Source organism: Pseudonocardia sp. GCM10023141, from assembly GCF_042653605.1.
This window is the reverse complement of sequence record NZ_JBHSIR010000042.1, coordinates 68,239-94,898: the sequence shown is the minus strand read 5'-3', so window position 1 is coordinate 94,898 and position 26,660 is coordinate 68,239. Positions and strand designations below refer to the sequence as shown.

24 protein-coding genes and 2 pseudogenes are annotated in these 26,660 nt (G+C 70.8%); 8 read left to right on the top strand and 18 right to left on the bottom strand.

What is annotated here, in order from left to right:
- Nucleotides 1-576 precede the first annotated feature (576 nt).
- Nucleotides 577-1,014 (top strand): hypothetical protein, encoded by a 438-nt coding sequence (locus ACFPFQ_RS25085; RefSeq protein ID WP_379622922.1) that lies wholly within the window; start codon nucleotides 577-579, stop codon nucleotides 1,012-1,014.
- Between the two features lie 845 nt (nucleotides 1,015-1,859).
- Here the strand turns inward: ACFPFQ_RS25085 and ACFPFQ_RS25080 are convergent.
- From ACFPFQ_RS25080 to ACFPFQ_RS25045, 8 genes are all read right to left on the bottom strand, one after another.
- Nucleotides 1,860-3,191 (bottom strand): MFS transporter, encoded by a 1,332-nt coding sequence (locus tag ACFPFQ_RS25080; RefSeq protein ID WP_379622920.1) that lies wholly within the window; start codon nucleotides 3,189-3,191, stop codon nucleotides 1,860-1,862.
- Nucleotides 3,192-3,263: 72 nt separating this feature from the next.
- Nucleotides 3,264-3,893 carry a bifunctional 4-hydroxy-2-oxoglutarate aldolase/2-dehydro-3-deoxy-phosphogluconate aldolase gene (locus ACFPFQ_RS25075; RefSeq protein ID WP_379622918.1) on the bottom strand — a complete coding sequence of 210 codons (630 nt, stop codon included), beginning with the start codon at nucleotides 3,891-3,893 and terminating at the stop codon, nucleotides 3,264-3,266.
- Nucleotide 3,894: 1 nt separating this feature from the next.
- Nucleotides 3,895-4,875: a sugar kinase gene (locus tag ACFPFQ_RS25070; protein WP_379622916.1), complete on the bottom strand. Its 981-nt coding sequence runs from the start codon at nucleotides 4,873-4,875 to the stop codon at nucleotides 3,895-3,897.
- Complete coding sequence (locus ACFPFQ_RS25065; protein WP_379622914.1) at nucleotides 4,872-5,630, bottom strand: SDR family oxidoreductase; 759 nt, start codon at nucleotides 5,628-5,630, stop codon at nucleotides 4,872-4,874. Before ACFPFQ_RS25065 ends, ACFPFQ_RS25070 begins: the two co-directional genes overlap by 4 nt.
- Nucleotides 5,627-6,637: a zinc-dependent alcohol dehydrogenase gene (locus ACFPFQ_RS25060; protein ID WP_379622912.1), complete on the bottom strand. Its 1,011-nt coding sequence runs from the start codon at nucleotides 6,635-6,637 to the stop codon at nucleotides 5,627-5,629. The genes ACFPFQ_RS25065 and ACFPFQ_RS25060 overlap by 4 nt, the downstream gene beginning before the upstream one ends.
- Nucleotides 6,634-7,581: a C-terminal binding protein gene (locus ACFPFQ_RS25055; protein WP_379622910.1), complete on the bottom strand. Its 948-nt coding sequence runs from the start codon at nucleotides 7,579-7,581 to the stop codon at nucleotides 6,634-6,636. The genes ACFPFQ_RS25060 and ACFPFQ_RS25055 overlap by 4 nt, the downstream gene beginning before the upstream one ends.
- The gene (locus ACFPFQ_RS25050; protein WP_379622908.1) at nucleotides 7,578-8,669 is read right to left on the bottom strand and encodes a lactonase family protein; all 1,092 of its coding nucleotides are present in this window, start codon (nucleotides 8,667-8,669) and stop codon (nucleotides 7,578-7,580) included. Before ACFPFQ_RS25050 ends, ACFPFQ_RS25055 begins: the two co-directional genes overlap by 4 nt.
- Nucleotides 8,670-8,706: 37 nt before the next feature.
- Nucleotides 8,707-9,543, bottom strand: a complete 837-nt coding sequence (locus tag ACFPFQ_RS25045) for a nuclear transport factor 2 family protein (protein ID WP_379622906.1) — start codon at nucleotides 9,541-9,543, stop codon at nucleotides 8,707-8,709.
- 206 nt (nucleotides 9,544-9,749) lie between these two features.
- Between ACFPFQ_RS25045 and ACFPFQ_RS25040 the strand changes: the two genes are divergently transcribed.
- Nucleotides 9,750-10,691, top strand: coding sequence for a LysR family transcriptional regulator (locus ACFPFQ_RS25040; RefSeq protein WP_379622904.1), 942 nt, complete (start codon nucleotides 9,750-9,752; stop codon nucleotides 10,689-10,691).
- 3 nt (nucleotides 10,692-10,694) lie between these two features.
- Here ACFPFQ_RS25040 and ACFPFQ_RS25035 read toward each other — a convergent pair whose 3' ends face one another.
- Genes ACFPFQ_RS25035 through ACFPFQ_RS25015 form a run of 5 tightly spaced genes read right to left on the bottom strand, consistent with a single transcriptional unit; the run spans nucleotide 10,695 to nucleotide 15,047 of the window.
- Nucleotides 10,695-12,038: an MFS transporter gene (locus tag ACFPFQ_RS25035; RefSeq protein WP_379622902.1), complete on the bottom strand. Its 1,344-nt coding sequence runs from the start codon at nucleotides 12,036-12,038 to the stop codon at nucleotides 10,695-10,697.
- 27 nt (nucleotides 12,039-12,065) lie between these two features.
- Nucleotides 12,066-13,106 carry an amidohydrolase family protein gene (locus ACFPFQ_RS25030; RefSeq protein WP_379622900.1) on the bottom strand — a complete coding sequence of 347 codons (1,041 nt, stop codon included), beginning with the start codon at nucleotides 13,104-13,106 and terminating at the stop codon, nucleotides 12,066-12,068.
- Nucleotides 13,107-13,124: 18 nt separating this feature from the next.
- A complete protein-coding gene (locus ACFPFQ_RS25025; RefSeq protein ID WP_379622898.1) occupies nucleotides 13,125-13,934 on the bottom strand; it encodes a nuclear transport factor 2 family protein in 810 nt (269 codons plus the stop codon).
- 31 nt (nucleotides 13,935-13,965) lie between these two features.
- A complete protein-coding gene (locus ACFPFQ_RS25020; protein WP_379622896.1) occupies nucleotides 13,966-14,367 on the bottom strand; it encodes a nuclear transport factor 2 family protein in 402 nt (133 codons plus the stop codon).
- The gene (locus ACFPFQ_RS25015; RefSeq protein WP_379622894.1) at nucleotides 14,364-15,047 is read right to left on the bottom strand and encodes an RraA family protein; all 684 of its coding nucleotides are present in this window, start codon (nucleotides 15,045-15,047) and stop codon (nucleotides 14,364-14,366) included. Before ACFPFQ_RS25015 ends, ACFPFQ_RS25020 begins: the two co-directional genes overlap by 4 nt.
- A 12-nt stretch (nucleotides 15,048-15,059) precedes the next feature.
- On the opposite strand from ACFPFQ_RS25015, the pseudogene ACFPFQ_RS25010 reads away from it, so the two are divergent.
- Nucleotides 15,060-15,584, top strand: a pseudogene (locus ACFPFQ_RS25010) (SDR family NAD(P)-dependent oxidoreductase); the annotation flags it as partial.
- Between the two features lie 246 nt (nucleotides 15,585-15,830).
- Here ACFPFQ_RS25010 and ACFPFQ_RS25005 read toward each other — a convergent pair.
- The gene (locus ACFPFQ_RS25005; protein ID WP_379622892.1) at nucleotides 15,831-16,154 is read right to left on the bottom strand and encodes a dienelactone hydrolase family protein; all 324 of its coding nucleotides are present in this window, start codon (nucleotides 16,152-16,154) and stop codon (nucleotides 15,831-15,833) included.
- 235 nt (nucleotides 16,155-16,389) lie between these two features.
- Between ACFPFQ_RS25005 and ACFPFQ_RS25000 the strand changes: the two genes are divergently transcribed.
- Together ACFPFQ_RS25000 and ACFPFQ_RS24995 are read left to right on the top strand one after the other, a co-directional pair.
- On the top strand, nucleotides 16,390-16,593 hold the full coding sequence (locus ACFPFQ_RS25000) for a hypothetical protein (protein WP_379622926.1): 204 nt from the start codon (nucleotides 16,390-16,392) through the stop codon (nucleotides 16,591-16,593).
- A 35-nt stretch (nucleotides 16,594-16,628) separates the two neighbouring features.
- A pseudogene (locus ACFPFQ_RS24995) lies at nucleotides 16,629-17,021 on the top strand (three-helix bundle dimerization domain-containing protein); the annotation flags it as partial.
- 333 nt (nucleotides 17,022-17,354) lie between these two features.
- Here ACFPFQ_RS24995 and ACFPFQ_RS24990 read toward each other — a convergent pair.
- Nucleotides 17,355-18,506 (bottom strand): LLM class flavin-dependent oxidoreductase, encoded by a 1,152-nt coding sequence (locus ACFPFQ_RS24990; protein WP_379622890.1) that lies wholly within the window; start codon nucleotides 18,504-18,506, stop codon nucleotides 17,355-17,357.
- An 836-nt stretch (nucleotides 18,507-19,342) separates the two neighbouring features.
- On the opposite strand from ACFPFQ_RS24990, the gene ACFPFQ_RS24985 reads away from it, so the two are divergent.
- Together ACFPFQ_RS24985 and ACFPFQ_RS24980 are read left to right on the top strand one after the other, a co-directional pair.
- On the top strand, nucleotides 19,343-19,837 hold the full coding sequence (locus tag ACFPFQ_RS24985) for a hypothetical protein (protein ID WP_379622888.1): 495 nt from the start codon (nucleotides 19,343-19,345) through the stop codon (nucleotides 19,835-19,837).
- A 224-nt stretch (nucleotides 19,838-20,061) separates the two neighbouring features.
- On the top strand, nucleotides 20,062-21,099 hold the full coding sequence (locus ACFPFQ_RS24980; protein ID WP_379622886.1) for an alpha/beta hydrolase: 1,038 nt from the start codon (nucleotides 20,062-20,064) through the stop codon (nucleotides 21,097-21,099).
- A gap of 348 nt (nucleotides 21,100-21,447) precedes the next feature.
- On the opposite strand, the gene ACFPFQ_RS24975 is transcribed toward ACFPFQ_RS24980, so the two are convergent.
- From ACFPFQ_RS24975 to ACFPFQ_RS24965, 3 genes are all read right to left on the bottom strand, one after another.
- Nucleotides 21,448-23,013: an MFS transporter gene (locus ACFPFQ_RS24975; protein ID WP_379622924.1), complete on the bottom strand. Its 1,566-nt coding sequence runs from the start codon at nucleotides 23,011-23,013 to the stop codon at nucleotides 21,448-21,450.
- A 373-nt stretch (nucleotides 23,014-23,386) separates the two neighbouring features.
- Nucleotides 23,387-24,022 carry a nitroreductase family protein gene (locus tag ACFPFQ_RS24970; protein ID WP_379622884.1) on the bottom strand — a complete coding sequence of 212 codons (636 nt, stop codon included), beginning with the start codon at nucleotides 24,020-24,022 and terminating at the stop codon, nucleotides 23,387-23,389.
- Nucleotides 24,019-24,849: a 3-keto-5-aminohexanoate cleavage protein gene (locus ACFPFQ_RS24965; protein WP_379622882.1), complete on the bottom strand. Its 831-nt coding sequence runs from the start codon at nucleotides 24,847-24,849 to the stop codon at nucleotides 24,019-24,021. The genes ACFPFQ_RS24970 and ACFPFQ_RS24965 overlap by 4 nt, the downstream gene beginning before the upstream one ends.
- A gap of 144 nt (nucleotides 24,850-24,993) precedes the next feature.
- On the opposite strand from ACFPFQ_RS24965, the gene ACFPFQ_RS24960 reads away from it, so the two are divergent.
- Entirely contained in the window at nucleotides 24,994-26,658 is a 1,665-nt protein-coding gene (locus ACFPFQ_RS24960) for a hydantoinase B/oxoprolinase family protein (protein ID WP_379622880.1), read from the top strand.
- Nucleotides 26,659-26,660 lie beyond the last annotated feature (2 nt).

Below are 26,660 nucleotides of genomic sequence, written 5' to 3'. Positions count from 1 at the left end.
CCCCGCACGAGCCAGGGTGGGGCCAGATCAGACCATCACAGTGGGGCCAGATGGGGTTGTCATTCTCACCGCGGCCACCGACGTCGCGGTGCACTCGCACAACATCGCGAACGGGACGTCCGCAGCGGCCACGGTGGGACGAGCACGTGCCGCTCCGATGCCGAACAGCGCAATCGCCATGACACGCACCTCCGGTGGACGTCAGTTCTGACGCGGTCACCAGGGTCTGGAGCAACAACCCCCACGGTAGCCCTCTTCAGCCTCCGGATGGGCCAGCAATCCCCAGTGTTCACCAGGCCGAACACTCCCGCTGAGGACGGTCCACACCCGGGGTCGGAAGCAGCCTGCCCGCTGTGCCACGGTTTGCGCCCGTGTCTGCGACGTCCTACGCTTCGGCACTCGAGCCTGTCGGGCTCGGCTGTATGCCCCAGACCCGGTGTATCGCGACACGATTCCCGGTGCCGGGGCATCCTTCCTGGTCATACGCAGTGTGTTCGTGCTGGCAGCCCACTTCAGCCGGGTCCAGCGTGGTGATGAGCGTGCACCTGTCCGGGACTACCGGAGAGGTGCACGCCCATGTCCGACGACGACCGCAGTACCGACAACCGCAGCGGCACCGAACCGCACGGAACGTCTCACGCCCAGCAGGCACCCGGTGGTGCCACCAGTCGTGGACCGGACTTCGGTGCCGTCGGCGTGCCACAGGTGCCCATCCCGCCCTATGACGAGCTGCGCGGCAAGTCGAGTGAGAACACCGCGGGCATGGCCTACGACGCCTCGAATGCACCCAAACCCGGCCCGAGACCACCGGTGGCGGAGGTGGAACGCAATGGCCTGTCGGGAGCTGAGATGAATCCCGAGCCGGCGCTGGGAGTGGGGAAGAGCACCAGCAAGAGCGCCGAGAACCTCGCTCCCGATCGTCCCGACACCGCAACCAAGGGCGCCGGTCGACCGGTCGGCAAGGTCGCCGGGGACGACCGGGACACTGAGCGCGGTCCAGCCGGTCCGCAGTAGCCAGCCCGACACGATCCCGCGGGTCCCGAGGTTGAACCTCCGCCGCGGCCATGTTCCGGGCCCGTGACCGCAGTCCGTCGGTCACGGGCCCGATGCCGGAGATTCCGACCCGGCACCCGACCTGGACGTCGAACGCCGATATGAGCGCCCGCCGTCGCTCAACGACACCACCCGCGCCGGCTCCACCGAAGCACCGCGGAAGAGCTCAACACGACCCGCCCGCGGTCCGAGACGTTCGCTCAGCGCCGCAGCTCCTGACCTCGCGCGAGGCCAGCACGGAGCTTCGCCTGCATCTGCCCCGCGGCAGCCCGCCGTCCAGCTGCCCTGTCATCTCACGGGCTGGGCGCGACGGAGCCGGATCTGCGGGCGCTGCGTCGGGCGGTCCAGCGTCGTCGGATCCGGCGTCGTCGAGTGTGGCTTCGTCGGGTTGGCTGATGTGCAGATCGGCCCGTCGGACGACGTGATCGCCGGCGCCGAGCAGCGAGCGCATCGCGGAGTTCGGCACCGCCAGCAGCACGACCGACCCACCCGGGTGTGAGCTTGACCCCTCAAACACCTTCACAGGTACGGGATGGTTCAACGCACTCGCCACGCCGAATCACTCCCGCGGGTCGGCTACTCCCTGACCGAGTTGGGTCGTTTCCGCCAGCTCCGCCGACGTCCTTGCCGAAGCCGAACGCGCCGCAGTCCTTCCGCCGTAGATCAAGGTTGTCCCAGCCGTGGCCGTGCAAGGCCTGGCCCTCGCCGCCTTGCTCCCCGACACCGTCGACGTAACCGACGAATATCAACCCCCGGAACGGTCGACCCCCGCGCACAACTGCTCGCCACGTATCGGGCCCTGTCCCCTAGCGCGACTCGGGCGCGGGCCTGCGCTCCGCCATCTCCAGGTCCGCGCCGAGGTGGTGGCGGGAGAGCAGCAGCGTCGCGCCCGCCCCGACCACCAGCAGCAGCGCGGCCAGCAAGAACGGCATCGCGTAGCTGCCGGTCCAGTCAACCAGGTAGCCCGTGGCGAGCGGCGCGAGCAGGCCGAGGGTGTTGCCGCCAACCGCAATCAGTGCGAACAGCCGGCCGACCGAGCGGCGGTCGGTGAGCAGCGTGTTGGCCAGCGCCCAGTTCAGCGCAATCGCCGACAGCGCGAAGGACAGCACCCACGCGACGATGATGATGATCAGCGCCGTCGAGCCGACCAGCGGCAGGAGGGCCAGCGGCAGCCCGAGCAGGACGGTGACCACGAGGCCCCGCCGCCGGGTCCGCAGCTCCGCCGCTGCGCCCTGGCGGCGCACCCAGCGGTCGGCGATCGCGACGGTGGCGAGGCTGAGCACGGTCGCCAGGCCGTAGGCACCGCCGGCCGCCCAGCCGGTGCTCAGATCCTTCAGGCCACGCACGTTGGCGAGGTAGACAGGTAGAAATGTCAGGAACAGGTACTGGCAGTACACCGCGCAGCCGTGGGTCACCAGCAGGCCCCACGTCGTCGAGCGGCGCAGGAACGAGCGGATCGTGATCGCCGCGCCCCTGCTGTCGGCCTCGGCGGTCTCCCGCGAAGCCAGGATGAACGCGCGTTCCGCGGGCCGCAGCCACCGCGCCTTCTCCGGGCGGGCGTAGACACCGAACCAGACGACGGCGAACACGATCCCGACAACGCCGAGCACCACGAACGACCCGCGCCACCCGAGCGACTGGATCAGGTAAGCGGCAACGACCGACCCGATCGCGGGGCCGACGAGCGATCCCGCGTTGAAGATGCCGCCGAAAAGGCCGCGCTCCTGGGCCGGGGACCACTCGCGCACGATGACGTTGCCCGCGGGGTTGATCGGGGACTCTCCGATGCCGAGCAGCAGCCGGGCCAGGATCAGCCCGACGACGCCCGTCACCAGGCCCGTCACCCCGACCCCGATCGACCAGATCACCATGAACGCCGGCAGCAGGACCTTCGACCCGACTCGGTCGGCCAGGATGCCCACCGGCAGCAGCATCAGCAGGTAGCTCCAGTTGAACGCCGACGACAGTAGCCCGTAGTCGCCGGTGCTCAGGTGGAAGTCCTGGATGATGTGCACGCCGGCGATCGAGAAGCTCACGCGGTCGATGTAGCCGAGCGTGAGCACGAGCATCAGCCCGACGGCGATCACGTACCGCCGCCGGTCTCTGACGCCCGCACCGGCCAGCGAGGGTCCTGTCATGGTCTCCCACCTCTTCGTCGAGATGCCCGCGCGGACGGCACGTCACGCCGGGTCGTGCGGGGTCGTGCGTGCTCAGGCCCCGGGGAGCCCGTCGAAGTCGGTCACCGCGGAGCCGAAGGCGACGACCGCGGCCCCGGCGCCGAGGAACTCCGCGGCGGTCGCGGGGGTGATCCCGCCGGTTGCGACGAAGGAGACCCCGGGGAACGGGCCGCCGCGCTGCGCCCGGATCCAGCCCGCGCCCAGCTGGGTGGCCGGGAACGCCTTGAGCCAGCGCAGGCCGTGGCGCAGCGCCGTGCCGATCTCGGTGGCCGTGGCGACACCGGGCAGGTGCGCGAGCCCCTCCCGCTCGGCGGCGACGGCGACGGCCGGGTCGAGCCCCGGGGCGACGGTGAACGTCGCGCCGGCCGCGGCCGCCGCCTGCACCTGCTCGGGCGTCAGGACGGTGCCCGCGCCGACCTCCCGGCCCCGCCCGCGCCCGTCGCGGACGGCCTCGCGCAGCGCCACGACCGCCTCCGGGGTCTGGATCGGGACCTCGACGACGTCGATCCCGGCGTCCCACGCCCGGTGGCAACCGGCCAGGGTGTCGGCCACGGACAGGCCCCGGAACAGCGCCATGTAGGGCCGGCCGGCGAAGACGGTGTCGAAAAGGGCGCCGGACCGGGAGGTCCGGGGGGACGGGGTTCGCACGTCGGCGTCGGTCATCTCAGTCTCCGTCGAGGGCGAGCCGGTGCGGCTCCACCCGGGTCGTCCAGCGTTCGGGCGGGATGCCCAGCAGGGCCCCCAACTCGTCCTCGGTGGGCACCGTGCCCTGGTCCCCCGCGCTGCGCAGCGCGGTCCCGGCCAGGTGGTGGCCGAGCCGCAGCTTCTCCCGCTCGTCGAGCCCGCGCAGCAGGCCGGAGAGCCAACCGGCGGCGAAGGCGTCGCCGGCGCCGACCGGTTCGACGACGTCGACCGGAGGCGAAGGCACCGCTGCCCGCCCGCCCGGGTGGAAGCAGACGGCCTCCCGGTCGGCGTCCTTGACCACCAGCCAGGTGGGACCGGTGACCAGCTCCGCCACCGCGTCCGCGGTGGCGGTGTCCCACAGGCGGTGGGCCTCGTCGAGGCCGACGAACACGACGTCGGCGGCGCGGGCGTAACCCAGCAGGACCGGGCCGGCGTCACCGGCCCACAGCGCCGGGCGGTGGTTGACGTCGAAGCTGAGCAGCGCGCCGGTGGGCCGGGCGACCAGGGCATCGGTCAGCTCGCGGCAGGCCGGGGACAGCGCCGGGGTGATCCCGGTGGTGTGCAGCACCGCTGGCGCCGGGTCGGTGACCGCGCGGAGGAACGGGACGTCCATCGTGGACGCGGCGGAGCCCGCGCGGTAGTAGGTCACGGCGGTACCGGCGGGCCCCGGGTCCTTGAACATGACGCCGGTCGGGGCGACCCCGACCCGCTCGACCGCGCTCGTGTCCACACCGGACGCACGCACGCCGTCGAGCACGATCGTGCCGAGCGCGTCCGTGCCGAGCCGGCTCACCCACCGCACCCGATGGCCCAGCCGGGCCAGGTACGTCGCCACGTTCGACTCGGCCCCGGCGGTGCCGAGGAGGCACTCGGCGCCTCCGCGCAGGGCCCGCCCGTCGCGGGGGGCGACGAGCAGCATCGTCTCGCCGAGACAGCACACCTCGACCGGACCGGCGCTCATCGGGCCAGCCACCCACCGTCGACGGGCAGGACGACGCCGGTGACGTACGCCGCCGCCGGGGAGCAGAGGAACCGGACCGCGCCGCCGACGTCGGCCGGACGCCCCCAGCGACCGGCCGGGATCCGTTCCAGGATCTGCCGGTGCCGGGTCGGGTCCGCCAGCAGTGCCTCGTTCAGCTCGGTGTCCAGGTAGCCGGGGGCCACGGCGTTGACGGTGACTCCGCGGCCCGCCCACTCGTTCGACAGCGCCTTGGTCAGCTGCGCGACCGCGCCCTTGCTCGCCGCATAGGCCGGCACCATGACCCCGCCCTGGAAGCTGAGCAGGGAGGCGACGGTGACGATTCGGCCCGCGCCGGCCCGCAGCATCGGCGCGCCGAGGAGCTGGCAGAGCCGGAAGACCGCCCGCAGGTTGACCGCCAGCACCTCGTCGAACCGGTCCGCGGGGAAGGTCTCGGCCGGGGCGCGGTACTGGGTGCCGGCGTTGTTGACCAGGATCTCGACCGCTCCCCCGGCCAGTACCGCCGACGCCGACGCCTCCACCTCCGCGGCATCGGCGAGGTCGGTGCGGTGATGCTCCAGCCGCCGGCCCAGGTCCGCGGCGAGCGCGACCAGGTCCTCGGCCGGTCCGGAGCGCTGCAGCACGGCGACGTCGGCACCGGCCCGCAGCAGCTCCCCGGCGACGGCGTGGCCGATCCCCCGGCTCGCGCCGGTCACGACGGCGCGCCGGCCGGCGAGGGAGAACGGATCGGCGCTCACGGGGTCACCACCACCTTCAGCGCGTCGGTCCCGGAGCGGGCCGCGTCGACCGCCGCGGCCGCGCGCCGAAGCGGCAGGACGGTGGTCGGGAGGCGGTCGAGCGGCAACGCCCCGGTGACGACCAGCCCGACCGCCCGCCGGAAGTCCTCGCTCGTGTACACGCGCACCCCGACCAGGCGCTGCTCGGCGAAGGTGAGCCGCTGCAGGTCGACCGCCGCCGGCTGCTTGTGCACCCCGACGACGACCAGGGTGGCGTGCACCCGGCCCACCGCGGCGAGCATGGCGGCGGCAGCGGGGTGCCCGGCCGCCTCGAACACGACGGCGGCCCCCTCCCCGCCGGTCGCCGCCGCGATCCGCACGGCGAAGGCGTCCGGATCGGTCTCGACCGCGAAACCGAGGTCCGCCACGACCGCGGCGCGGGCCGCGTTCGGCTCGTGGACCAGCACCGACCCGGCGCCCTCGTGCCGGGCGACGAGTGCGGTGAGCACCCCGATCGGCCCGCCGCCGAACACCGCGACGACGTCCCCGGGCGCCGGCGGCGCGGCCGCCACCGCGTGCACGGCGACGGCCAGCGGCTCCACCCACGCGGCCGTCGCGGGGGCGACGGTGTCCGCGACCGGGTGGAGCCGGTCTTCGGGGACGGCGACGAGCTCGGCGAGCGCGCCGGGCGCGTCGATGCCCAGGAGCCCGAGGTGCGCGCAGACGTGGGCCGCGCCGTGCCGACAGGCCCAGCACGCCCCGCATGTCAGCAGCGGTTCGACCACCACCGGCGTGCCCGCGGCGAACCGCCCGCCGGGGTGTGCGACGGCACCGGAGAACTCGTGACCCAGCACCAGCGGCGGCGCCGCGCGCGGATGCCACCCGCCCACGATCGCGAGGTCGGTGCCGCACAGCCCGACGTGGGACACCCGCACCAGGGTCCAGCCCTCGGCGACCTCGGGCACCGGCACGGTGGTGCACCGGAGGCCGGCGCCGTCCCAGACGGCGGCGCGCATCCGGGCGCTCATGCCGTCACCGCTCCAGGGTTCAGCAGGTCGTGTGGGGTGGCGCCGCGCAGGACGTCCACCACGTTCTGCAGCGCGCGCCGCTTGAGCCGGACGAACGACTCCTCGGAGTACCAGGCCGTGTGCGGGGTCAGCACCACCCGGTCGAACCGGGTCAGGGGATGGTCCGCGGACACCGGCTCGTCGTCGAGCACGTCGAGCCCCGCTCCCCCGAGCCGGCCGGCCTCCAGGGCCGCCACCAGCGCCGCGGTGTCGACGACCCCACCCCGGCTGGTGTTGACCAGGACCGCACCCGGCCGCATGTCGCCCAGCAGCCCCGCACCGACCAGACCGCGGGTGGCCGGGGTCAGCGGCACGTGCAGCGACACGACGTCCGAGCGGTCGGCCAGCTCGGCGAGGGGCACCCGCTCGATCCCCGCGCCGGCGGCCGGCGCGACGTCGTGGCCGAGCACCCGGAAGCCGAGGGCGGCCGCCTTGCGCGCGGCCGCGCGGCCGATCGCGCCCAGCCCGACGACGCCGAAGGTCAGCGAGGCGAGCTCGTGCACCGGGCGGACCAGGGCGTGCGACCCGCGCCGCAGCCCGCGGTCGAGCTGGGGGAGCCCGCGCACCAACGCCAGTGCGAGCGCGACGGCGTGCTCGGCCACCGCCTCGGTGCCGTAGTCGGTGACGTTGCAGACGGCGACCCCGCGCGCCGTAGCCGCGTCGACGTCCACGGTGTCGTACCCGACCCCGTAGCGCCCCACGGCCCGTACCCCGGGCAGCCGGTCGAGCACGTCGGCGGTGATCGGCGCGTACTGCATCAGGATCGCGTCGGCGCCGTGGGCGTTGCGGACCAGTTCGTCCGCGTCCGCGGAGGGCCGCACCGACAGCTCCACCCCGAGCTCGGCCGCGAGTCCCCGCTCGGGGACGAAGGAGTCGTGGTCGCAGTCGACGACGGTGATCCTCATCGGTCGCAGCCCGGTCGGAGGAACGCGAGCGCGGACGGGCTGGCCGACGCGAGCGACGAGACGGGCGTCAGGTCGCCGGTGGCGGCGTCGACGGCGAAGGTGACGATGTTGTCGCCCTGCTCGTTCGCGACCAGCAGGTGCTCGGCGTCGGGCGACAAGGTCATGAAGCGTGGCACCGCGCCGCCCGAGGGCGTCCAGCCGGTCACCGACATGGCCAGACCGTCGTCGCCGAGCGCGATCCGGGTGATCGAGTCGTCCCCCCGGTTGGACACGTACGCGACGCGGCCCGACCGCTCCACCACGATCTCCGCGGCGGTGCTCGGCGCGAAGGCGGTGTCGGGCAGGGCGGGCACCACGTGCCGCGGGGTCAGGGTGCCCCGCTCGGCGTCCCAGGCCAGCGAGGTCAGCGTCGAGTCGATCTCGCCGACGACGTACGCGCAGGGCAGGTGGGGGTGGAAGGTGACGTGCCGGGGACCCGAGCCGGCCCGGACCCGGGCCGCGGAGTGCACCGTCAGCGCACCGGTCGCGTCGTCGGGCCGCAGGACGAACACCAGGTCCAGTCCCTTGTCCGGGACCACGAGCCAGCGGCCCGACGGGTCGAACCGCGCGTCGTGCGGGTGGGATCCGGCCTGCTCGGTGCGGTGCGGGCCGGGTTCGCCCGGCAACTCGAGCACCGACTCCGCCGCCGAGAGGGTGCCGTCCCCGGCCACCGGGACGGTGCTGACCGAACCGCTCCCGTAGTTGGCGACGTGCAGGAACCGGCCGCCCGGGTGCTGCGCCACCGCGACGCCGTTGACCCCGCCCGACGGGACGCAGCTCAGCTCGCGGATGCGGCCGGAGCCCCGGTCGACGCTGTAGGAGGTGACGACGGTGCCGTCGCCATGGACCGCGTGCACGACGTCGCGGTGCACGTCGGCCAACACGTACGACGGGTTCTCCACGGTGAGGATCGACGACAGCGGCTCCGCGCCCGCCCCGGTGTGGGGCAGAACGCTGATCCCCTTGCCCCGAGCTTCGCGGGCGGCGCTGGTGAAGCTGCCGACCACGGCGAGCTCGGCACGGTCCGGGGTCCGGTCACGACTGGTCATCACGTCTTCCTGTCTCCTCGGGACGGGCGGAGCAGATCTAGAGCGCCTGGCGGGTGGCCTGGCGGCCGACGAGCCGCCAGCGCCCGTCCTCCAGCGCCCAGACCAGCGCCTCGTTGATCCGGATGGTGAGGGGGGTGCCTCCGGGCGGCAGCAGCGGCAGGTCGACCACGCCGATGGTCACCGCGCCGCTGCCGGCGATGTGCGTGCGGCCGCCCACCACCCGGGTCCGGCCGTACCGGTGCTGCCCGGAAGCCACCTTCCCCAGGTACTCGGCCTTGGTCTCCACCGCTCCGGTCGAGGCCACCCAGCGGTCGAGCCGGTCGGAGAGCAGCGCGTCCAGCTCCACGACGTCCGACGCCGCCTGGGCCGCGCGGAACCGCTCCTCCGTGGCCGCGACCGCCCCTGCCGGGTCGGGCAGCTCACCGGGCGGGACCGGTGCCGTCGTCGGGGTCCGCGTGGCGGCCGTGACCGGCGCGGCCGCCCCGGTCCGCGCGGTCGTCGCCTGGCGCAGCAGCAGCCGCCATCCGGCTGCTTCCCGCACCCAGACCAGCGTCTGCTCGAGGTGGAGCAGGGTGTCGCGGACGGAGTCGACCATCTCGACAGCCCCCGAGGTGTGCGCGAGGCCGCCGTGGACGGTGGTGCCGCCGTTCACCCGCACCACGGTCCCGTGCCGGAACAGGCCGCTCTCCTGGCCGATGAGGTTCTCGCGCTTGGTCTCCGCGACCGCCGAGGAGTGGACGTAGGTGGCGTCGTCGGACAGCACCCGTCCGAGCAGCGCGACGTCGGAGGTGCGCAGACCCTCGTAGAGCCGCTGCTCCTGCGCGTCGATCGCGGCGAGGTCCCTGTCGAGATCGGTGTCGGCTGTGCGGATCACGGTCTCTCCCGTCGGCTGCTCGTCACGCCACCGACGGCCGGGTCGGATCCACGGGCCGTCGGTGGCGGGTTCTGCGGGGGCGGACCGGCCGCCCCTGGCGAGGTCGATGCTGCCTCCCGCGAGCGGGATGGACAACAGCGGACGACCGCCCTTCATCATCTGGAATCCAGATGATGGTCGGCAGCCGTCGGTGTACCGTCGCCGTCGTGCAGACGGTGTGGGTCGAGGCGTTCCTGGCTGTGGTGGACCAGCGGGGGTTCGCCGCGGCGGCCGCGCGGCTCTACCGCTCCCAGGGGAGGGTCAGCGCGTACATCGCGGCGCTCGAGACCGAGCTGGGGGTGCGGCTGTTCGACCGCAACCAGCGGCCGGCGCAGCTCACCTCCGAGGGATCCGCCTTCCTGCCCTACGCGCGGGAGATGATGGGCGTGCTGGAGAGCGGGCGGCTCTCCGCGCTCGCCGTGCAGGGCCTGGCGAAGGGCGACGTGGCGGTGGCGGCCTACCCCAGCGCCAGCGCCGCGTTCATCCCGCTGGTCCTGCGGACCTTCTCCCACGAGTACCCCAACGTGACGGTCCGGCTGATCGACCGGCAGAACCGCGGGCTGGACCGGGTGCTCGACCAGGGCGAGGCGCACCTCGCCATCCGGCCGAGCATGCCGCCGCTGATCTCCCGGTCCCCGTCGAGCTACCAGCAGCTGTGGCGCGAGGACATCTGCGCCGTCCTGGAGGTCGGCCACCCTCTCGCCGAGAAGGACGAGATCACGATGGCGGACCTCGCCGACGAGCCGCTGGTCTTCGGCGGCCGCTCGGCCGAGGACGCCGAGGTGGCCCGGCTGATGGCCACCGCCCGGGTCACGCCGACCATCAAGTTCCTGTCCAACCAACCGCAGTCCGTCGTCGCCCTGACCCGGCACGGGCTCGCCACCGGGATCATCAACGTGCTGGCTCTGCAGAGCATCCGGCTCGACGGGGTGGCCGTCCGGCCGCTGGTCGGGGTCAGCCGTGAGGTCGGCGTCTTCTGGACGCCGGCGGCCGAGAGCTCGGCCGCCGCGGTCGCGCTGCTGCGCACGATCGTGGCCACCGAGCCCCCGGCACCGTCGACGGACCTGCGCGACGCCGCCGCACGCCAGTTCCCCGAGCTCTTCGCGTGACGGTCAGGTGACGGGCATCGTCGGCTCGCGTTCCGACCCGGCCACCAGGGTCGACGCCGCTCGCCCGCGGGCCACGATCAGGACGGCGAGCACCCCGAGCACCCCACAGGCCGCGATCAGCAGCAGACCCGGGTTGTAGCTGCCCGTGCTGTCCTTGAGCCAGCCGACGGCGAACGGCCCGACGAACCCGGCGAGGTTGCCGACCGAGTTGATGCCGGCGAAGGCGCTGGCGACCGCCGTCCCGGAGAGGAACATCGCCGGCAGGGTCCAGAACACCGGCTGCATCGAGTAGAGCCCTAGCATGATCGCGGTGATGCCGACCATCTTCGACGTCGAGTCGGGCAGGAACACCAGGGCGACGATGCCCAGCGTCGACAGACCGAGCGGGATCGCGGTGTGCATCCGGCGTTCGCCCTTGCGGTCCGAACGCCGCCCCCACCAGACCATGCCGACGGCCGCGACCAGATAGGGCAGTGCTGTGAGCAGGGTCACGACGAGGGTGCTGCCGACGCCGAAGCCCTGGATGATCTGCGGCAGGAAGATGCCGATGCCGGTGTTGATGGCGCAGATCGCGATGTCCACGACCACCAGCGCCAGGATCTTGCGGTTGGCCAGCGCCCTGAGCCAGTGCACCTCGCGGCCCTCGGTGGCCTGCGCCGCCTCCCGCTCGAGCGTCGAGGTCAGCCACGTCCGCTCGTCGTCGGCCAGCCAGCGGGCGTCACCGGGCCGGTCGGTGAGGAAGAACCAGGTGACGACACCGAGCACGACCGCCGGCAGCGCCTCGATCACGAACAGCCACTGCCACCCGGCCAGGCCCCACAGATCGATCTTCAGGACCAGCCCGGAGATCGGTGCGCCGATCACCACCGACAGCGGCACCGACACCATGAACAGGCTGACGATCCGACTGCGGTAGGCCGCGGGGAACCACAGCGTCAGGTAGAACAGCACGCCCGGGAAGAACCCCGCCTCGGCCACACCCAGCAGTGCCCGCACGACGTAGAACGAGATCTCCCCGCTGACCAGCGCCATGCACCCGGAGACGATGCCCCATGTGACCATGATGCGGGCGATCCACCTGCGGGCGCCGACCTTCGCCATCACGAGGTTGGAGGGCACCTCGAACACGAAGTAGGTCAGGAAGAACACCCCGGCGCCGAACCCGAAGGCGGTGGCGCTCAGCCCGATCGCGGGGTTCATCTGCAGTGCGGCGAAGCTGAGGTTGGTGCGGTCGATGTAGGCGATGAAGTAGGCCGCGATGAGGTACGGCACCAGCCTGCGCGTCAGCTTGCGCATCGTGCGCTTCTCGAGCGTGGCCTGATCGTCCTCGCCGTTCCCGGTGACCACTCGCCCTTGAGTAGTTGACATGGATGGTTACTCCCTCTTCGCTCTCGACACGAGAGCGGCCTCGGGCTGGATGCCGTCGGCGGCACCGACGGGGGACGGGATCGCGTAGAACCGCTGGGCGGTGTCGTGCAGGACCGCCGCCCGCTCGGCGGCGGTGAGGTCGGCGACGCAGAGCTTGTAGCTGTTCCACAGCTGCCGGTAGCCCACGAAGTAGCGAGTCATCGGGAAGTTGCTTTCGAACATGCAGCGGTCGGGGCCGAACAGCTCCAGGCAGGTCTCGACGATCGGGCGCGCCGCCGCAGCCAGGTCGGTCTCGTCGAACGCGCGGTCCTCGAACCCGAATCCGAAGGCGGGCATGAAGAACCCGCCGAGCTTGACGTGCACCTGCGGCAGCGCGGCGAGGCGTCCGAGCGCGCGTCGCCAGTCCGCGAACGCGGCCTCCCGACAGTCGGCGTAGGGGCCGGCGCCCAGCAGCCCGCCTGCGTGGTTGATCGCCACGGGCACGTCCGGCCGGCCGGCCGCGAGCGCGTGCAGCTCGTCGAGCTGCGGGTGGTAGAGCCACGCGTCGAAGGTCAGACCGTGCGCCGCGAGCCGGGCGTAGCCGTCACGGAACCGCGGATCGACGAGCGTGCCGGGCGGTGCGAGCTGCTTGGCGGCCGGGTCGTTCGCGGTGACGTGGCGGATCCCGACGACACGGCCGTTGCCCGCGGCGACGACCGCCTCCAGTGCGCGGTCGACCGCCGGGCCCCGCAGCAGGTCGGCATGGGCGACGATGGACGCCGCCACCCGCGCCGGCCCGTACTCCCCGCTGCGGCACAGGGCCGCGACGCCGTTGGCGAACTCGACCTCGCCCGCCGACTGCTCGGCCTCGGGCCGGCTCCGGTCGTAGAAGGAGCCGCACTCCACGTACACCGTCGACTCCACCCGGTGCCCCGAGTAGAGGTCGGCGAGCAGCTCGTCGAGCAGGTAGGCGCCCGAACCGCCGTGATGGCCGGCCCGGCCGTCCCAGAGATGGTGGTGGGGGTCGACGATCGGGGCGTCGGGATCGACGACGTCGGGTTCGGTCATCTGCGCTCCTCCCTGCCCCTACAGCGGCTGACGGGTGGCCTGGCGGGCGGTGAGGACCAGGCCCCGTTCGCCACGCCGCCACACCAGGACCTGGTGGAACCGCATGCTGAAGGGCCGTGCACCCGGCGGTCGGACCACCATGTCGACCAGGCCGGTGCTCACCGCGCCACCCTCGCCGAGCAGCGTCGCGCGCTGCACCGTCCAGATCCCGCCGTGGGCGTAGGCGCCGTCGGTGACCGCGGCGAGGTAGGCGTCCTTCCCGTCGAGGCGGCCGGTGGTGTGGGAGAACCACAGGTCCTCGGCGAAGAGGTCGCCGAGCGCGGCCACGTCCGACGCGGTCTGCGCGGCGTGGAACGCGTCCTCGCCGGCCCGGACCTCGTCGTCGGTTACGGGCGCGCCCGTGGTGTCGGACCGTCGGTCCTGCGGGTCGGGTCCGCCGTCCTGCGCCAGGGTCTGCTGGCGGTGGGCCAGCCGCCAGGCGTCACCACCGTCGCGGGTCCAGACCAGGGTCTGGTCGAACCGCAGGGTGCCCCGCCGCGCACTGGACCCGTCGACCACCTCCACCCGACCGGTGGTCACCGCGAGTGCGCCGAACACCTCGGTCCGTCCGCCGAGCCGACGGATGCCGGCCGGCCGGTGCACGCCCGTCGCGCAGCCGGTCAGGTACTCGGCCCGGGTCTCGGCGAAGCCGAGGAAGTGCACGTTCGTGAACCCCGGGGCCAGGATCTCGCCCGGCCGGTCGGGGTCCGGGCCGCACAGTGCCGTGTCGAGGTCGTGCTCGGCCCGCTCGACCGTCCCGGTCGAGGGGCCCGACTGCGTTGTCACCATCTGCTCACCGTTCTCGCGTGGGTCGTACCGGTCAGACGACCGGGATGCGCGTCGCCTGGCGCAGCAGCAGCCGCCAGTCACCGTCCTCGCGGACCCAGACCAGCGTCTGGCGCAGCCGGATCGTGAAGGGCTCGTCGTGGGCGGTGTCGAGCATGTCGATCAGGCCGCGGGTGATCGCGACCTCGCCGAGGAGCCGTGTCGAGCCGCTGACGGCGCGGGTGCGACCGTGCTGGTGGACGCCGTGGGCCTGGCCCAGGACGTTCTCCGTCTTCGTCTCGGCGATGCCCGTGGAGTGGATGTAGGTGCAGTCCTCGGCGAACAGGTCCTCGAACGCCGTGACGTCACTGGTCGCGAGCGCGTCGTAGAGTGCCTCCTCGCGCTCGGCGACCCGGCGCAGGTCCAGCTCCTCCCCGGTCACCGCCGCCCGGCTCACCGCCGCACGACCTTCTTGCGCGCGACCTGCTCCTCGATGTCGGCCAGGGAGCCCCCGGCAGCGATGACGGTGCCGATGACCTGCTCGATCCCGGCGATGTCCTCGATCTGGTAGAGGACGTCGTCGGCGCGGTCGGCCGGGATGACGACGACGCCGTCGTTGTCCGCGACGACGATGTCGCCGGGCCGGACCTGGGCGCCGCCGCAGGTGATCGGCACGTCGAACTCGCGCGGCTCGACCTCGGTCGGCGGCCGCACGCCCGCACCGCGGGAGAAGACGGCGAGGCCGCGCTCCCCCAGCTCCCGGATGCCGTCGCGGTCGCGGGTGCGTGAGTCCGTGACGATCCCGGCGAGCCCCTGCCGCTGCGCGAAGCTCGCCATGTTGTCGCCCAGCAGGTTGTCGTGCGTGCCGCCGGTGCCCATGACGAGGACCTCGCCCGGGCCGACCCGCGACATCACCGCGTACATGCTCTCGCCGAGCCGGCCGTCGCCGCGGATCGGGCCCCAGGCAAGGGTCCGGGCGCGCGCCGCGATCCGAGTGCCGGGCGCGGTGGGCAGCACGTCGTCCATCCAGCCGGTCAGGCCGAGCCGGAGGAACGCATCCGTCACCAGACTCGTGGGGATGTCCTCGAACCGCGCGACCGTCGGGTCGTCGTGTCGTACCAGGACGTTCTCTGACATCTACTACCTCGGGTGTTCTCGCGGGTCGCGGGTCGCTGGGCCGGGGCGCCTGCCGGAGGATCCGGTGCGGTCCCGGCGGCGCGCCGCCTCGTCACTCGCCTCCGACCCGCTTCGGTCCACCGCCTCGGGTCGGTCGGCTCCGTCATCGTCGCGACGGCACGACGGCGGCGTCAATCGCGCAACGTCGCAGGTGAACATCCACAATTCGAATGTCTCGACGCACGGGCGCGGGCGGCAGGCGCGCAGAATGGCCTGATTCCAAAAGGGCCAAGAGGAGCGCTCGTGGCGAAGGCGTGGCTGATCACCGGCAGCTCGAGCGGGCTGAGGCGGGAGAACTCCCGGACGGCGCCGGCGCGCGGCGACCGGGCGGTAATGACTGCCCGAGACGCGGGGACGCTCGCCGAGCTGACCCGCGACCATCCGGAGAATGCGCTCGGGTCAGCCCTCGCCGTGACCGACGCGGACCATACCTCCGCCGTGGCCACGGCGGCGCGGAACCGCTTCGGCAAGATCGACGTGCTGGTCAGCAGTGCAGGGCCGGATCGGGCTGCTACGCGGCGAGCGAACAGACCGCACTGGCGGGTGTTGTGGCTACTCCCCCGTCCCCATCGTCCTGGCCGTATTGCACCCTGGTGGTGGCGGGGGCAAGGGTTGGCGCAGCCATCGCGGTCCGACGCCGTAGACGCCCTTGCGGCCGACACCACGACGTGGACACTCACCGGCCCGAGGGGCTCGCATCTCAGACCTGGGCTCAAAGCTGTGGGGCAGCGACGAGCCGCCGTCTCAGCTGTTGGTCAGGGTGCGGTCGAGGAGGGGGAGCAGGCGGTCCCAGTGGCGCTGCAGCGCGGAGGGGTCGAAGGCGTCGGTGTCGGACATGGTGAAGCCGTGAATGGTGCCGGGGAAGATCTCGGAGGTGTAGCCGACACCCGCGGCGGCCAGGGCCTGGTTGGGCTCGCCGAGGGCCTCAGGCGTCATGTCGCATTCGGCGTGGCCGAAATGGACCTGGGCCGCGAGCTTGGAGAAGCTGTCGGGCCCGTCGGCGCCCACGGGACCGTGGAGTCCGGCGACGGCAGCCAGCTGGCCGGGCTGGGCCGCGGCGGTGCACATCGCCAAGAGACGCGTCGGCGTCGCTCAGGACACGTTCGGCGGTACGCGCCTCGATCAAGGGCATCAGCTGGGCGAAGATCGCGGGCCGGACCCGCGAATTGCCCGAGTCGGCACCGGCTGGGTCATCACGTTCGTAGCCGAGCTCGTGGGTCATCTCGGCCTGCAAGGCGCGCTCGATGACGGCCTTGGTCATCCGCCCGTCCCATAGAACCCGGGTACCTGGCTGCACCACGCCATGCTGATCACCCACGTTCAGACCCGTGTCCTGCAGCCCGGCCTGGCCCAGCTCACCGACCCCACACCGCCAGAACCCACCGCGCTACGCGCGGCCGCCCGCAACTACCAGCGCGCCCTCGACCAACTCACCCAGAGGCCGGACTTGCCGCATGAACCCGAACTTGACCCGATCACACCGACTTCGTCGGCCCAAGTCTTCTAGCGCGAGAGTTCGACGGCACCTTCGGCACCGAGACCATCGAGCGGTTCCTGCACTCCTCCTACGACGAGTTCGCAGGCCGCGCCGTCGTACTCAACTTCCTCCCGCTGCTGGCCGAGAAGTTCGCCCGCCAACGCCTCCGCGCCCTGGCCAAGGTCGAGGGCAAAGCCCTGGTCGGGACCCCGGTAGTGGTGTTTCTGTGCACCCACAACGCCGGGCGCTCCCAGATGGCGCTCGGGTTCTTCACCCACCTCGCCGGGGACCGCGCCGTGGCCTGGTCCGGCGGATCCGAACCCCGCGAGACCATCAACGCCGCGGCCGTGGCCGCGATGGCCGAACGCGGGATCGACATCGCCGCCGAATACCCCAAACCCTGGACCGACGAAGTCGTCCGCGCCGCCGACGTGGTGATCACCATGGGCTGCGGTGACTCCTGCCCCGTATTCCCCGGCAAACGCTACGAGGAATGGGTCCTCGACGACCCCGACGGCCTCACCGTCGACGGTGTACGCCCTTCCGCGACGAGATCGAACGACGGATCCGCGCCCTGCTCGACGAACTCCTCCCCCACATCGCGGATGACATCCCGTCGCCGAGCTCCCGGCACGGGTACACGTCTCCGAACGCACCTTCACCCAGCGGTTCGTCGCCGAAACGGGAACGCCACCCCACCGATGACCGATTGCGCAGCGCCGCGGCCTGGAGCTGAACGCCACGCGCCCACCGTCCGGAGAGGGCGGCGGGCACGTCTGGATCCGCGCCGACTACGGGGCGCCGACGGCGACCGCACCGGAGAGGCACGGGTCCAGCGGGGTCTCCATCGCGTGTACTCGCGGCAGTACCTCGGCCGCGAAGAGCCGCATCGAGCGCTCCGCCACGTCGACCGGCATGGTGCCGTACTTGAAACTGAACACGATCTCGTCCGCCCCGGTCTTCTGCTGAATCTGGCGGATCTTCTCGACAACCTGGTCCGGCGTTCCCCACACCTGCGGCCGTGCTTCCTTCTCGACGATCTCCTTGTCTGTTGGCTCCTTGCTGGAGGGCATCGCGTACTGCTCGTAGCCCTTCGCGTTCCCCATCGTCGCCGAGCCGAAGATCTCGTAGTGCCTGTAGGAGTTGCGAATCCCTTCCGGGATGTAACGGGAGGCGACGTCCCACGCCTCCGCCTCCGTGTCGAAGCACGCCACCTTGACGGTCACGGTGGGCTGCACGGGCCCCCAGCCCCGCTCCGCGCGCTGACGATTGAACTCCGACACGTCCTTCTGGTAGGAGTCGAAGCTCTTCTGGCCGGTCATGAAGATGCCCGACCCGGTGGCCGCCGCGATCGGCAGCGTGTCCGCGCTGTTGAACGCGATGCGGATCCGGTCCAGGATCCTCTCCGGGTTACGGAACCGCGGCCGAATGCTCGTCTCGTCGAACTGGAAGAACTCGCCCTGGTAGGAGAAGTACTCCTGGGTGAGCGCCAGCTTGAGCACGTCGAGCGACTCCAGGAAGCGGCCCCGGGCCTCGCCCATCGGGATGCCCAGCGGTCCGAACTCCCGGCGCGACGCGCCTCGCCCGATGCCGAGGGTTAGCTGGCGACCCTGCAGCATGTTGTCCAGGACGCTGATCTGGTGTGCCACGAGCAGCGGGTCGTACCAGGGCAGAACGACGACCATGGTGCCGACGTCGATCCGGCTGGTCTTGCCGGCGAACCGGGTGAGGTTCTGCAGTGCCCCGCCCGTCATGCCGTACGGGGTGAAGTAATGGTCGATCGCCCAGTATGAGTCGAAGCCCAGCGGCTCGACCAAGTCGCCGAGGTGAAGCTCCTCGTCGTAGACCTGCTGGTCGGTCACCGCCTGCGGCGACCGGTCCTTAGCCAGGTACCGGCCCCAGTCGGTTGTGTTCTGCCAGTTGAAGAAGACTCCGGCTTTCAAGCTTGGTCCCTGCCTCTCGTCTCGGACTCCGGACTCTCCGGGAGTCCCAGCACCGCCGTGATCACCGCTTCCCGCACCAGGGTTCGGACTGTCACGACCTCGAACGAAAATAGCAATATTGAGCGACGATCGTCAACGAAATGCTATGTTCGATGGAACCGACCCGTCCTCGCCCTCCAGCACTCGTCCGCGCCCGAGGTTGCTCCTCACGGACGCCGCGAGCCACACCCGCTCGACCCGGCCGAGGCACGGCTTGGTCCCGAAGCCACCCCCTACAACACCCCCGGCACGATGCCGGCGAGCGCCTTGCCATCGCCATCGAGGCGGTCGAGCAGGTCACTGCTCGCAGGAGGGCCGGACGTACGTGTCGCTGGCGATCAAGTTCTTCACCGCCTTGGCCCCGAGCCGGTAACCGGGGACCCGAACGGCCCGCTGCGACAAGCCAGCCCCACCTCTTCCGAGGAGACACCAACGCCTGGACGACGGAGGCATCGAAGCCGGGCTCGACCATCAGAGTCACCATCGCCGACACCGGCGCCCACTGACCCATCGGCCGCGCGACCAGCCCGAGGAACTCCGTGAACAAGCCATCGGGGCGGACGATCCACGTCCTCGTCTCGGGCAGTAGATGACGGCTTCGTGGTCATGCCGCCCATTTCCGACGGGTCCGACGCGAACGGGCCTGCGGCCAGCACCTTCGCGCCCTACCCAGCAGTCCCGTAACGCCGTTCTACATAGCAAATCAATTGCGATCGTCGACACTGTGATATGTTCTGGTCAAGATAGTTGTCCGCGCCCGGGACCACCATGGCCCGGGCCTCCGAGGAGGCATCGCGATGACCAGTGCGCTCGTCCTGTACGGACTCCAGATCGAAGCCGAACCCGGGGCCGCGCTGTCCTCGGCCCCGGCGGTGGCCGTTGAGGTCGCGCGGACGCTCGCGGGCGGTTCGACCGCACAGGTTTCGGTGGCAACGCCGGGCTTCCGTGACCTGCGCTCCGCCGTGGCCGCTGCAGACCTGGTCCTAGTGGTGACGACTGGCAGCGGGCCGCTGCCGCGCTCGCTCGCGGACCGGTGCGCCAGCGGCCTGCTTGTCGGGAAGGTGACCTTCTCCCTCATGGTCGGCGCATGGACGGATGGCGCCGGGTCGGCCTCCGCCGCAGCCAACGCGCTGTCGCGTGCCGGTGCGACGTGCCTGGCACCCACCCTGCAGCTAGATCCCCGCACCGACTACCGGCACACAATCGCGACCTACTGCCGCTACTGGGCCCCGGCGGTGCCGGCCCTCCTAACCCTGGCCGCCGAGTCGCTTCCCAATCGAGCGGCCAGCTGACTTCAACACGACAAATCGAGCCTCGAACCGTCGACTCCCCCGCACCGTTCAACCGGGGCTAGCGTGCCGCATGACCAGGCGCGTCCGCAACGACGTCGTTCTTGCAGGCACTGGCGCCGCGACTACTGCGGAGCCTCAGAGTCCCGACACTCTCGGAAGTACCGTGTATCAGATACGCTATCTGATATAGACAACCTCGGACGAGAGTCTTATCGTTCGCGTCCATGGAACTGGTGAAGGAATCGCAACTTCGCGACATCATCGAGCAGGTCACGCCCCTGGTGGAGAGCAACCCGGCACCCGCCGTCAGACAGCCACCTACCGATCCACGCGAGCGGGACGCGTGGTTCGCCGAGGTTGCAAAGCTGCGGACGACGCAGCAGGCCCGGACGGCGGAGATGATCCGGGCCGCAACGGCCGGGGCGCCGGCCGTCGACGGGGTCGACGCGACCGAGGTCCGCATCCCGGTAGCGGGAACCTGCGGCTGGGCCGGCTGCGCCGAGTGTACCGCCGGGTCCATCAGCGCGACCGTGTACCGGCCGGTCGGCGCGAGCGACATGCCGGTCTACCTGCACTTCCACGGTGGCGGGTTCTGGATCGGCGGCGGCGAAGTGCTGCAGGTCACCGGCGCGGTGCACGCCACCCGCGCCCGGGAACTCGGCGTCGTAGTCGTCGACGTCGACTATCGGATGGCACCGGAACACAAGTTCCCCATCCCCGTGGAGGACTGCTACACGGCGGTGGCCTGGGCCGTGTCCCACGCGGCTGACCTCGGCGTCGATCCCAGCCGGATCGCAGTGGGCGGCGGCAGCGCCGGCGCCACCCTGGTGGCGGCGGTCGCGCTGATGAGCCGAGACCGGGGTGGGCCAATACTCGCCGGGCAGGTACTCAACATCCCGGCCATTGACAGCGGCTGCAGCACCGAGTCGATGCGCCTGTTCGGCGAGGGCTACGTCATGACCCGCCGGCATGCCTTCGAAATGTGGGAGATGTACCTGACCACACCAGCCGACGCGCACGACCCGTACGCCTCGCCCGTCCACGCGTCCACCCTCCGTGGACTACCCCCGACCCTCGTCGTCCTCGGCGACTACGACGTCCTCCGGGACGAAGGCAACGCCTACGCCCGTCGCCTGGTCGACGAGGGAGTCACAGTGACGATGCGCCGCTTCCCCCAGGCCCACGGTGCGGCACTGCCCGAGGTCGGTCCGGCGACCGAACGCCTCATCGACGCGTTCCTCCGCACGTACCTGCTCCCGTAGACAGGTCATTCCGGGCGCCGTGGACGCCCTCTCCGACGGGGTCAGGTGGGGGCAGGTCGGCGCGCCCGAGACTTCGGGTGAATCACGCACCGAGCGCAGTTCTGGGCCGGATCGGAAGCGGTGCCGAAGCAAAGACGATGGCTTCCCGAAAGGCTCGTGAGATGACGCAATTTGACGCCATGAAGGTCACAGCAGGTCAGCGCCGGTGGCAACGGCTCGTCGCCACCGATGAACGCACAGAACCTCTCCCGATCAACATCACTCCGCCGCGGCGGACTCATCCCGTCGGCGTCTAACACCACGTGGATTGCCCAACTCGACCAATCAAGTATGAAACACTCATTGTCCCTAAGCGGTGATCTCCGGCGGCATGGGCACCGCGTCGTCGGTGCGCACAGCCGGCCGCAAGAGGAGAACACACACGATGGAGAGCAAGGCAACTGGGGCGATCGCGAGGAACGCCTCGCCGAATGCCGTCCCATAGGCACTGCTGTAGAGCTCACGAACCGGTGTACTCAGCGTCTCGAGGATCGGGATCCGGCCCGGCTCAGGCAACGGACCGGTTTCCTGGCCTGGGCCAGACAACCCGTCAGCGACCACCGTCGCAGTCCTCGCCGACAAGACAGCGCCCATAACACACACGCCGACCGCTCCACCGAACGACCGTGCGAAGTTCGCCATCGAAGTCCCCGCACCCAGGTCGCTCAACTCGACGTTGTTCTGCACCGCGACGACCAGATTCTGCGTCGTCAGACCAAGGCCCAGCCCCAGCACGCCGAGGTAGACCCCCACCGCTACCAAATGGGTATGGACGTCCACCGTCCCGAGGAGCCCCGACCCCAGCGCGACGGCTCCCGTGCCCGACACGAGCCACACCCGCCAGTACCGCCCGTTGATCTTCCTTCCCGACACGACGCTCGCCAGAGCCAGCGAGCCGACGGTCGTCATCGTCATCAAACCCGCGGCCTGGGGGCTCATACCGCGGGCGAGCTGGAAGTACTGGGCCGGATAGAGCGTCGCCGCGAAGGCGACAGTTGCCAGAAGGCCCGAGGCGAGCGTGGACATGAGGACGTTGCGGTTCCGGAAGAGGCGAAGGGGAAGGACCGGTTCCGGGTGTCGGAGCTCGACGACCACCGCGACGACACCGACCACGAGGCCCCCGCCAAGCATCCCGACCGTGCTCACGGAGAGCCATGCAAACTGCTGCCCGACCAGGCTCGTCCAGACGAGGAGAAGACCAACCGAGGTGACGACCAGTGCTGATCCGGCGAGGTCGATGCGGACCGGACTGCGGCCCCGCGGCAGGCGAAGGGTCAATTGCAGGAGGACCATCGCGACAACCGCGATCGGCAGGCTGGCGAAGAAGCATCCACGCCATCCGAGGGGCGAGTCCACGATCACACCCCCGATGAGGGGGCCAGCGAGGGTAGCGACTGCGTAGACAGCCCCGAGATACCCGGAGAACCTCGCGCGTTCCTTCGGCGTCCCGACCCAGCCCACGATCACCAGACTGAGCGCCGACAGACCACCCGCCCCGATGCCCTGGACGGCTCGGGCTACCAGCAGGACAGTCATGGAGTGCGAGAACGCCCCCACCAACGACCCGGCGCAGTACAGCAGCATCGCCACCTGGACGAGCAGGAGCTTGTCGAACAGATCGGCGAGCTTCCCCCAGATCGGTGTCGTGGCCGTCAGGGCGAGGAGGGTAGCGACGACGACCCAGGAGTAGCCCGTCTGGCTCCCTCCAAGGTCGCCGATGATGCGCGGGAGCGCATTGGCCACGATCGTGCTCGACAACATCGAGACGAACAGTGCGAGCATGAGACCCGTCAAGGCCACCCTCAGGCGGCCCGCGGACATGCGGTGAAGCGGGCCATCCATCGTCAGTTCGGTGGAACCGGATCCGACGGCCATCTTCACCCCGGGTTCCTCGTATGGGCGGCATTGGCAGTCGTCACATCTGACATTTCATGTGCAATCTGCTTGCGCGCTGATCAAGTCATGAGCCACTGCAATTCCTCACCGACGGACTCAACGCAGTGCACGCATCGGCGCACGAGTTGGTGTACGAGTTGGTGTACGTCGGGGCGAACGGTCGGAGTGGCTGAACCGAGCGGCGTACCTCAAAAGGAATCCATAGTAATACCGACCCTGCCGCAGTATACGATATCTAGCGTACTACTGCGCGTCAACCTCAACCTGACTCGGCCTGTGGAACCGCCGTCATGGCATCGACCGCACGGCTACTCCGCGTCACGTGCCCGAGCGACAGCGTGGGCCTTCAGCGCTACTGCCCACCCCAGCGGTTGCGGTAGATCACCTCGGCGGTGGGCTTGCGGGTGAGCGGACCGTACCGGCCCTCCGGGAAGCCGACCGGCACCGTCGCTCCGATGCCGACGCTGGCAGGGATGCCGAAGTGCTCCCGCACCGCAGGCTCGTTCTCCAGGTGGTTCGTCGTCATTGCGGCCCCGAGCCCGAGTCCCCGGGCGGCCAGCAGCAGGTTCTGGGTGGCCGCGTACACCGTGGACCACATGAACCTCGGGTCGGGCCGCTCCTTATTGGGGAAGGCGTTCTCCACCGTGGTCAGCACGAACGCCGGGATCCGGTCGAACTCCAGGATGAACCGTCGGTACATCCGCGCGTTGCGCGCGGCCTGGGAGTCGTCGTCCGGGTGGACCGTGGCGAGGCGCGGTCCCACCGCCTCGGCCAGCATGTCCCGGAACCAGCGCCGGTCCTCGGGATCGGTGACGACGATGAACCGCCACAGCTGGGTATTCCCCGCACTCGGCGCACGAGTGGCGTAGTGCACAAGCTTCTCCAACAGCTCGTCCGGCACCGGATCGGGCTTGAACCGGCGCAACGAGCGGCAGGTCTCCATCGCCTCGAAGAGATCGACGCTCGGACCTCCGAGTTGATCGCTCACAGGAAGCTCCCGGTCCCCTCGGCGAGCTGCAACTTCAGGACCGCCCGGGTCACGTCGGCGACCTCGCGATCAAGGCCTTCGGCGAGCCTGCGGGCCCGCTCGACCAGCGGGACGTTACCGTCGGACAGCTCGCCCTTGCGCAGATGGAGGGTGTCCTCGAGCCCGGCCCGGCAGTTGCCGCCCAGCGCTAGGCCGATCGAGGTCAGCTCCAGGTTGGCACGCCCGATGGCGATCACCTGCCACACCGCGTCGGCCGGCAGCCGGCGAACCATCATCATCAGGTTGTCCGGCGTCGCGGCCATCCCGCCGCGCACCCCCAGCACGATGCTGAACTGCAGTGGTTCGGCAAGCAGCCCCTCGTCGCGCAGACGCAGGCAGGCGTCCAGATGACCGGTGTCGTAGATCTCCAGCTCCGGCTTCACGCCCAGCTCCTGCATCCGCGCCGCCAGCCGGCGGACCCCGGCCGGCGGGTTGAGGAACTCCCCAGCCCCGAAGCTCATGCTGCATGGGTTCAGGGTCGCCATCGCCGGGCGCAGCTCAACCAGCTTCTCGCGCTCCTCGAACGGCACGGACAGCCCCACACCGGTGGAGAGCTGCACGAGGATGGGACAGCGCTCGGCGATCAGGTCGATCGTGCGGCGCGCGATGTCGAGATCGGCCGTGGGGCGGTCCCGCTCGTCGCGCAGGTGCAGGTGAGCCACGGCCGCCCCGGCCTGGTACGCGGCCGCGACCTGGTCGGCGATCTCCACGGGCTGGGTCGGCAAAGCCGGGTTGTCCGCCTTGGTGGCGATCGGCCCGGTCGGCGCAACAGTGATGATCACACTCACGTAGGGGCTCCTGTCGACGAGCGGGTCGACCACCTAGGCAGCCGAACATATCTCGCGTACCATATATTAAAATCCCCGCTGCCGCGACCACCTCGCCCCGCGGCCGGGCCCCGTCTGTTGTCCCCCGAGCAGGGAGCCGCCTCCGTGGTCGATCCAGTCACCGTGTCCGTCGTCACCCATCGCTTCGAAGCGATCGTCGAGGAGATGGGCGAGGCGATGCTGCGCACTGCCTACTCGCAGATCCTCAACTCCAGCCGGGACTTCTCCACCGCGATCCTGGACCGGGACGCCCGGCTGATCGCCCAGGCTGAGCACGTGCCGATCCACGTCGGCTCTCTGCCGTGGGCGGTGCGTGCGGTCATCGATCAGTTCGGCGACCGCATCCGTCCCGGCGACGTCTTCCTGCTCAACGACCCGTACCACGGCGGGAACCACTTGCCCGACCTCACCGCCTTCGTGCCGATCTTCCACGGCGGCACACTGCTGTTCTGGGCGATCAACCGCGCACACCAGAGCGACATCGGCGGCTCGACGCACGGTGCCTACAACCCCGCGGCCACCGAGATCTGGCAGGAGGGCATCCGGATCACCCCGCTCAAGCTGCACGACGCCGGCGAGATCCGCGACGACGTCATCACCATGATCGCCACCAACGTCCGCCACCAGGACGAGTTCCTCGGCGACCTGCGCGCAATGGTCGGCTCCGCCCACATCGGGGAGCGTCGCGTGCTGGCGCTGCTCGACGAGTACGGCGCCGACGTCGTCCGGGAGTCGATCGAGACGATCCTCGACAGCGCCGAACATGAGACCCGCGCGTGCATCGCAACCTGGCTCGACGGCACATACACCGGCGAATCGGTGCTCGACGACGACGGCCACGGCGCCGAGGACATCCACGTCCGGGCCACCGTCACCGTCGCAGGCGACTCGCTCACGGTGGACCTGACCGACTCGCATCCGCAAGTGACCGGCTTCGTCAACTCGTCCTACCCGAACATGATGTCGGCGGTCTACATGGCGCTGACGTTCCTCGTCGACCCCCGTACTCCCAAGAACTCCGGCACGTTCCGGGCGGTCGAGGTGATCGCCAAGGAGGGCACGGTGGTGTGGGCGAAGGCGCCGGCGCCGGTCACCCTCGCCACGAACCACTGCGCCCAGGAGATCGCCGAGTCGGTCATCAAGGCAATGTCACAAGCCTGCCCGGACCGAGTCATCGCAGGCTGGGGCAAGCGCTTCCGGATCGCGATCAAGGGCGTGGACCCCCGCACCGACCGGCAGTTCATCTGGCACCTGTTCCACGCCCGACCGGGCGCCGGGGCCTCCCCCATCGGCGACGGCTGGGAGACCGCGGGCGAGGGCCAGGCCATGGGCAGCTCCAAGTTCGGCTCAATCGAGGTCGCCGAGACACGCTTCCCGCTGTTCTTCGAACAGCACGAGTTCCGGCCGGACTCCTTCGGGGACGGCGAGTTTCGTGGCGGCGCAGGCTCGGTGCTGAGGCTGGTCATGGAGACCGCCGAGCCAGCCGTGGCCAACACCGCCGGCGAGGGCGTGCGGCACCCCTCGTACGGGATGCTCGGCGGCTGCGACGGGCTGCCCCACCGCTACCGACTGCTCAGCAAGGGCACCGAACGGTTTCTCAAGACGAAGGAGATCGACGTGCCGGTGTTGCCCGGCGACGTGTTCCTCGTCGAGTCCGCAGGGGGCGGCGGGTTCGGGCCACCGGAACAGCGGTCCCCCGAGGCCCGCACTGACGACCTCCGCAACGGCTTCGTGTCCGCCCTCACCACCGATACCTCTCGGGAGAGCTGAGC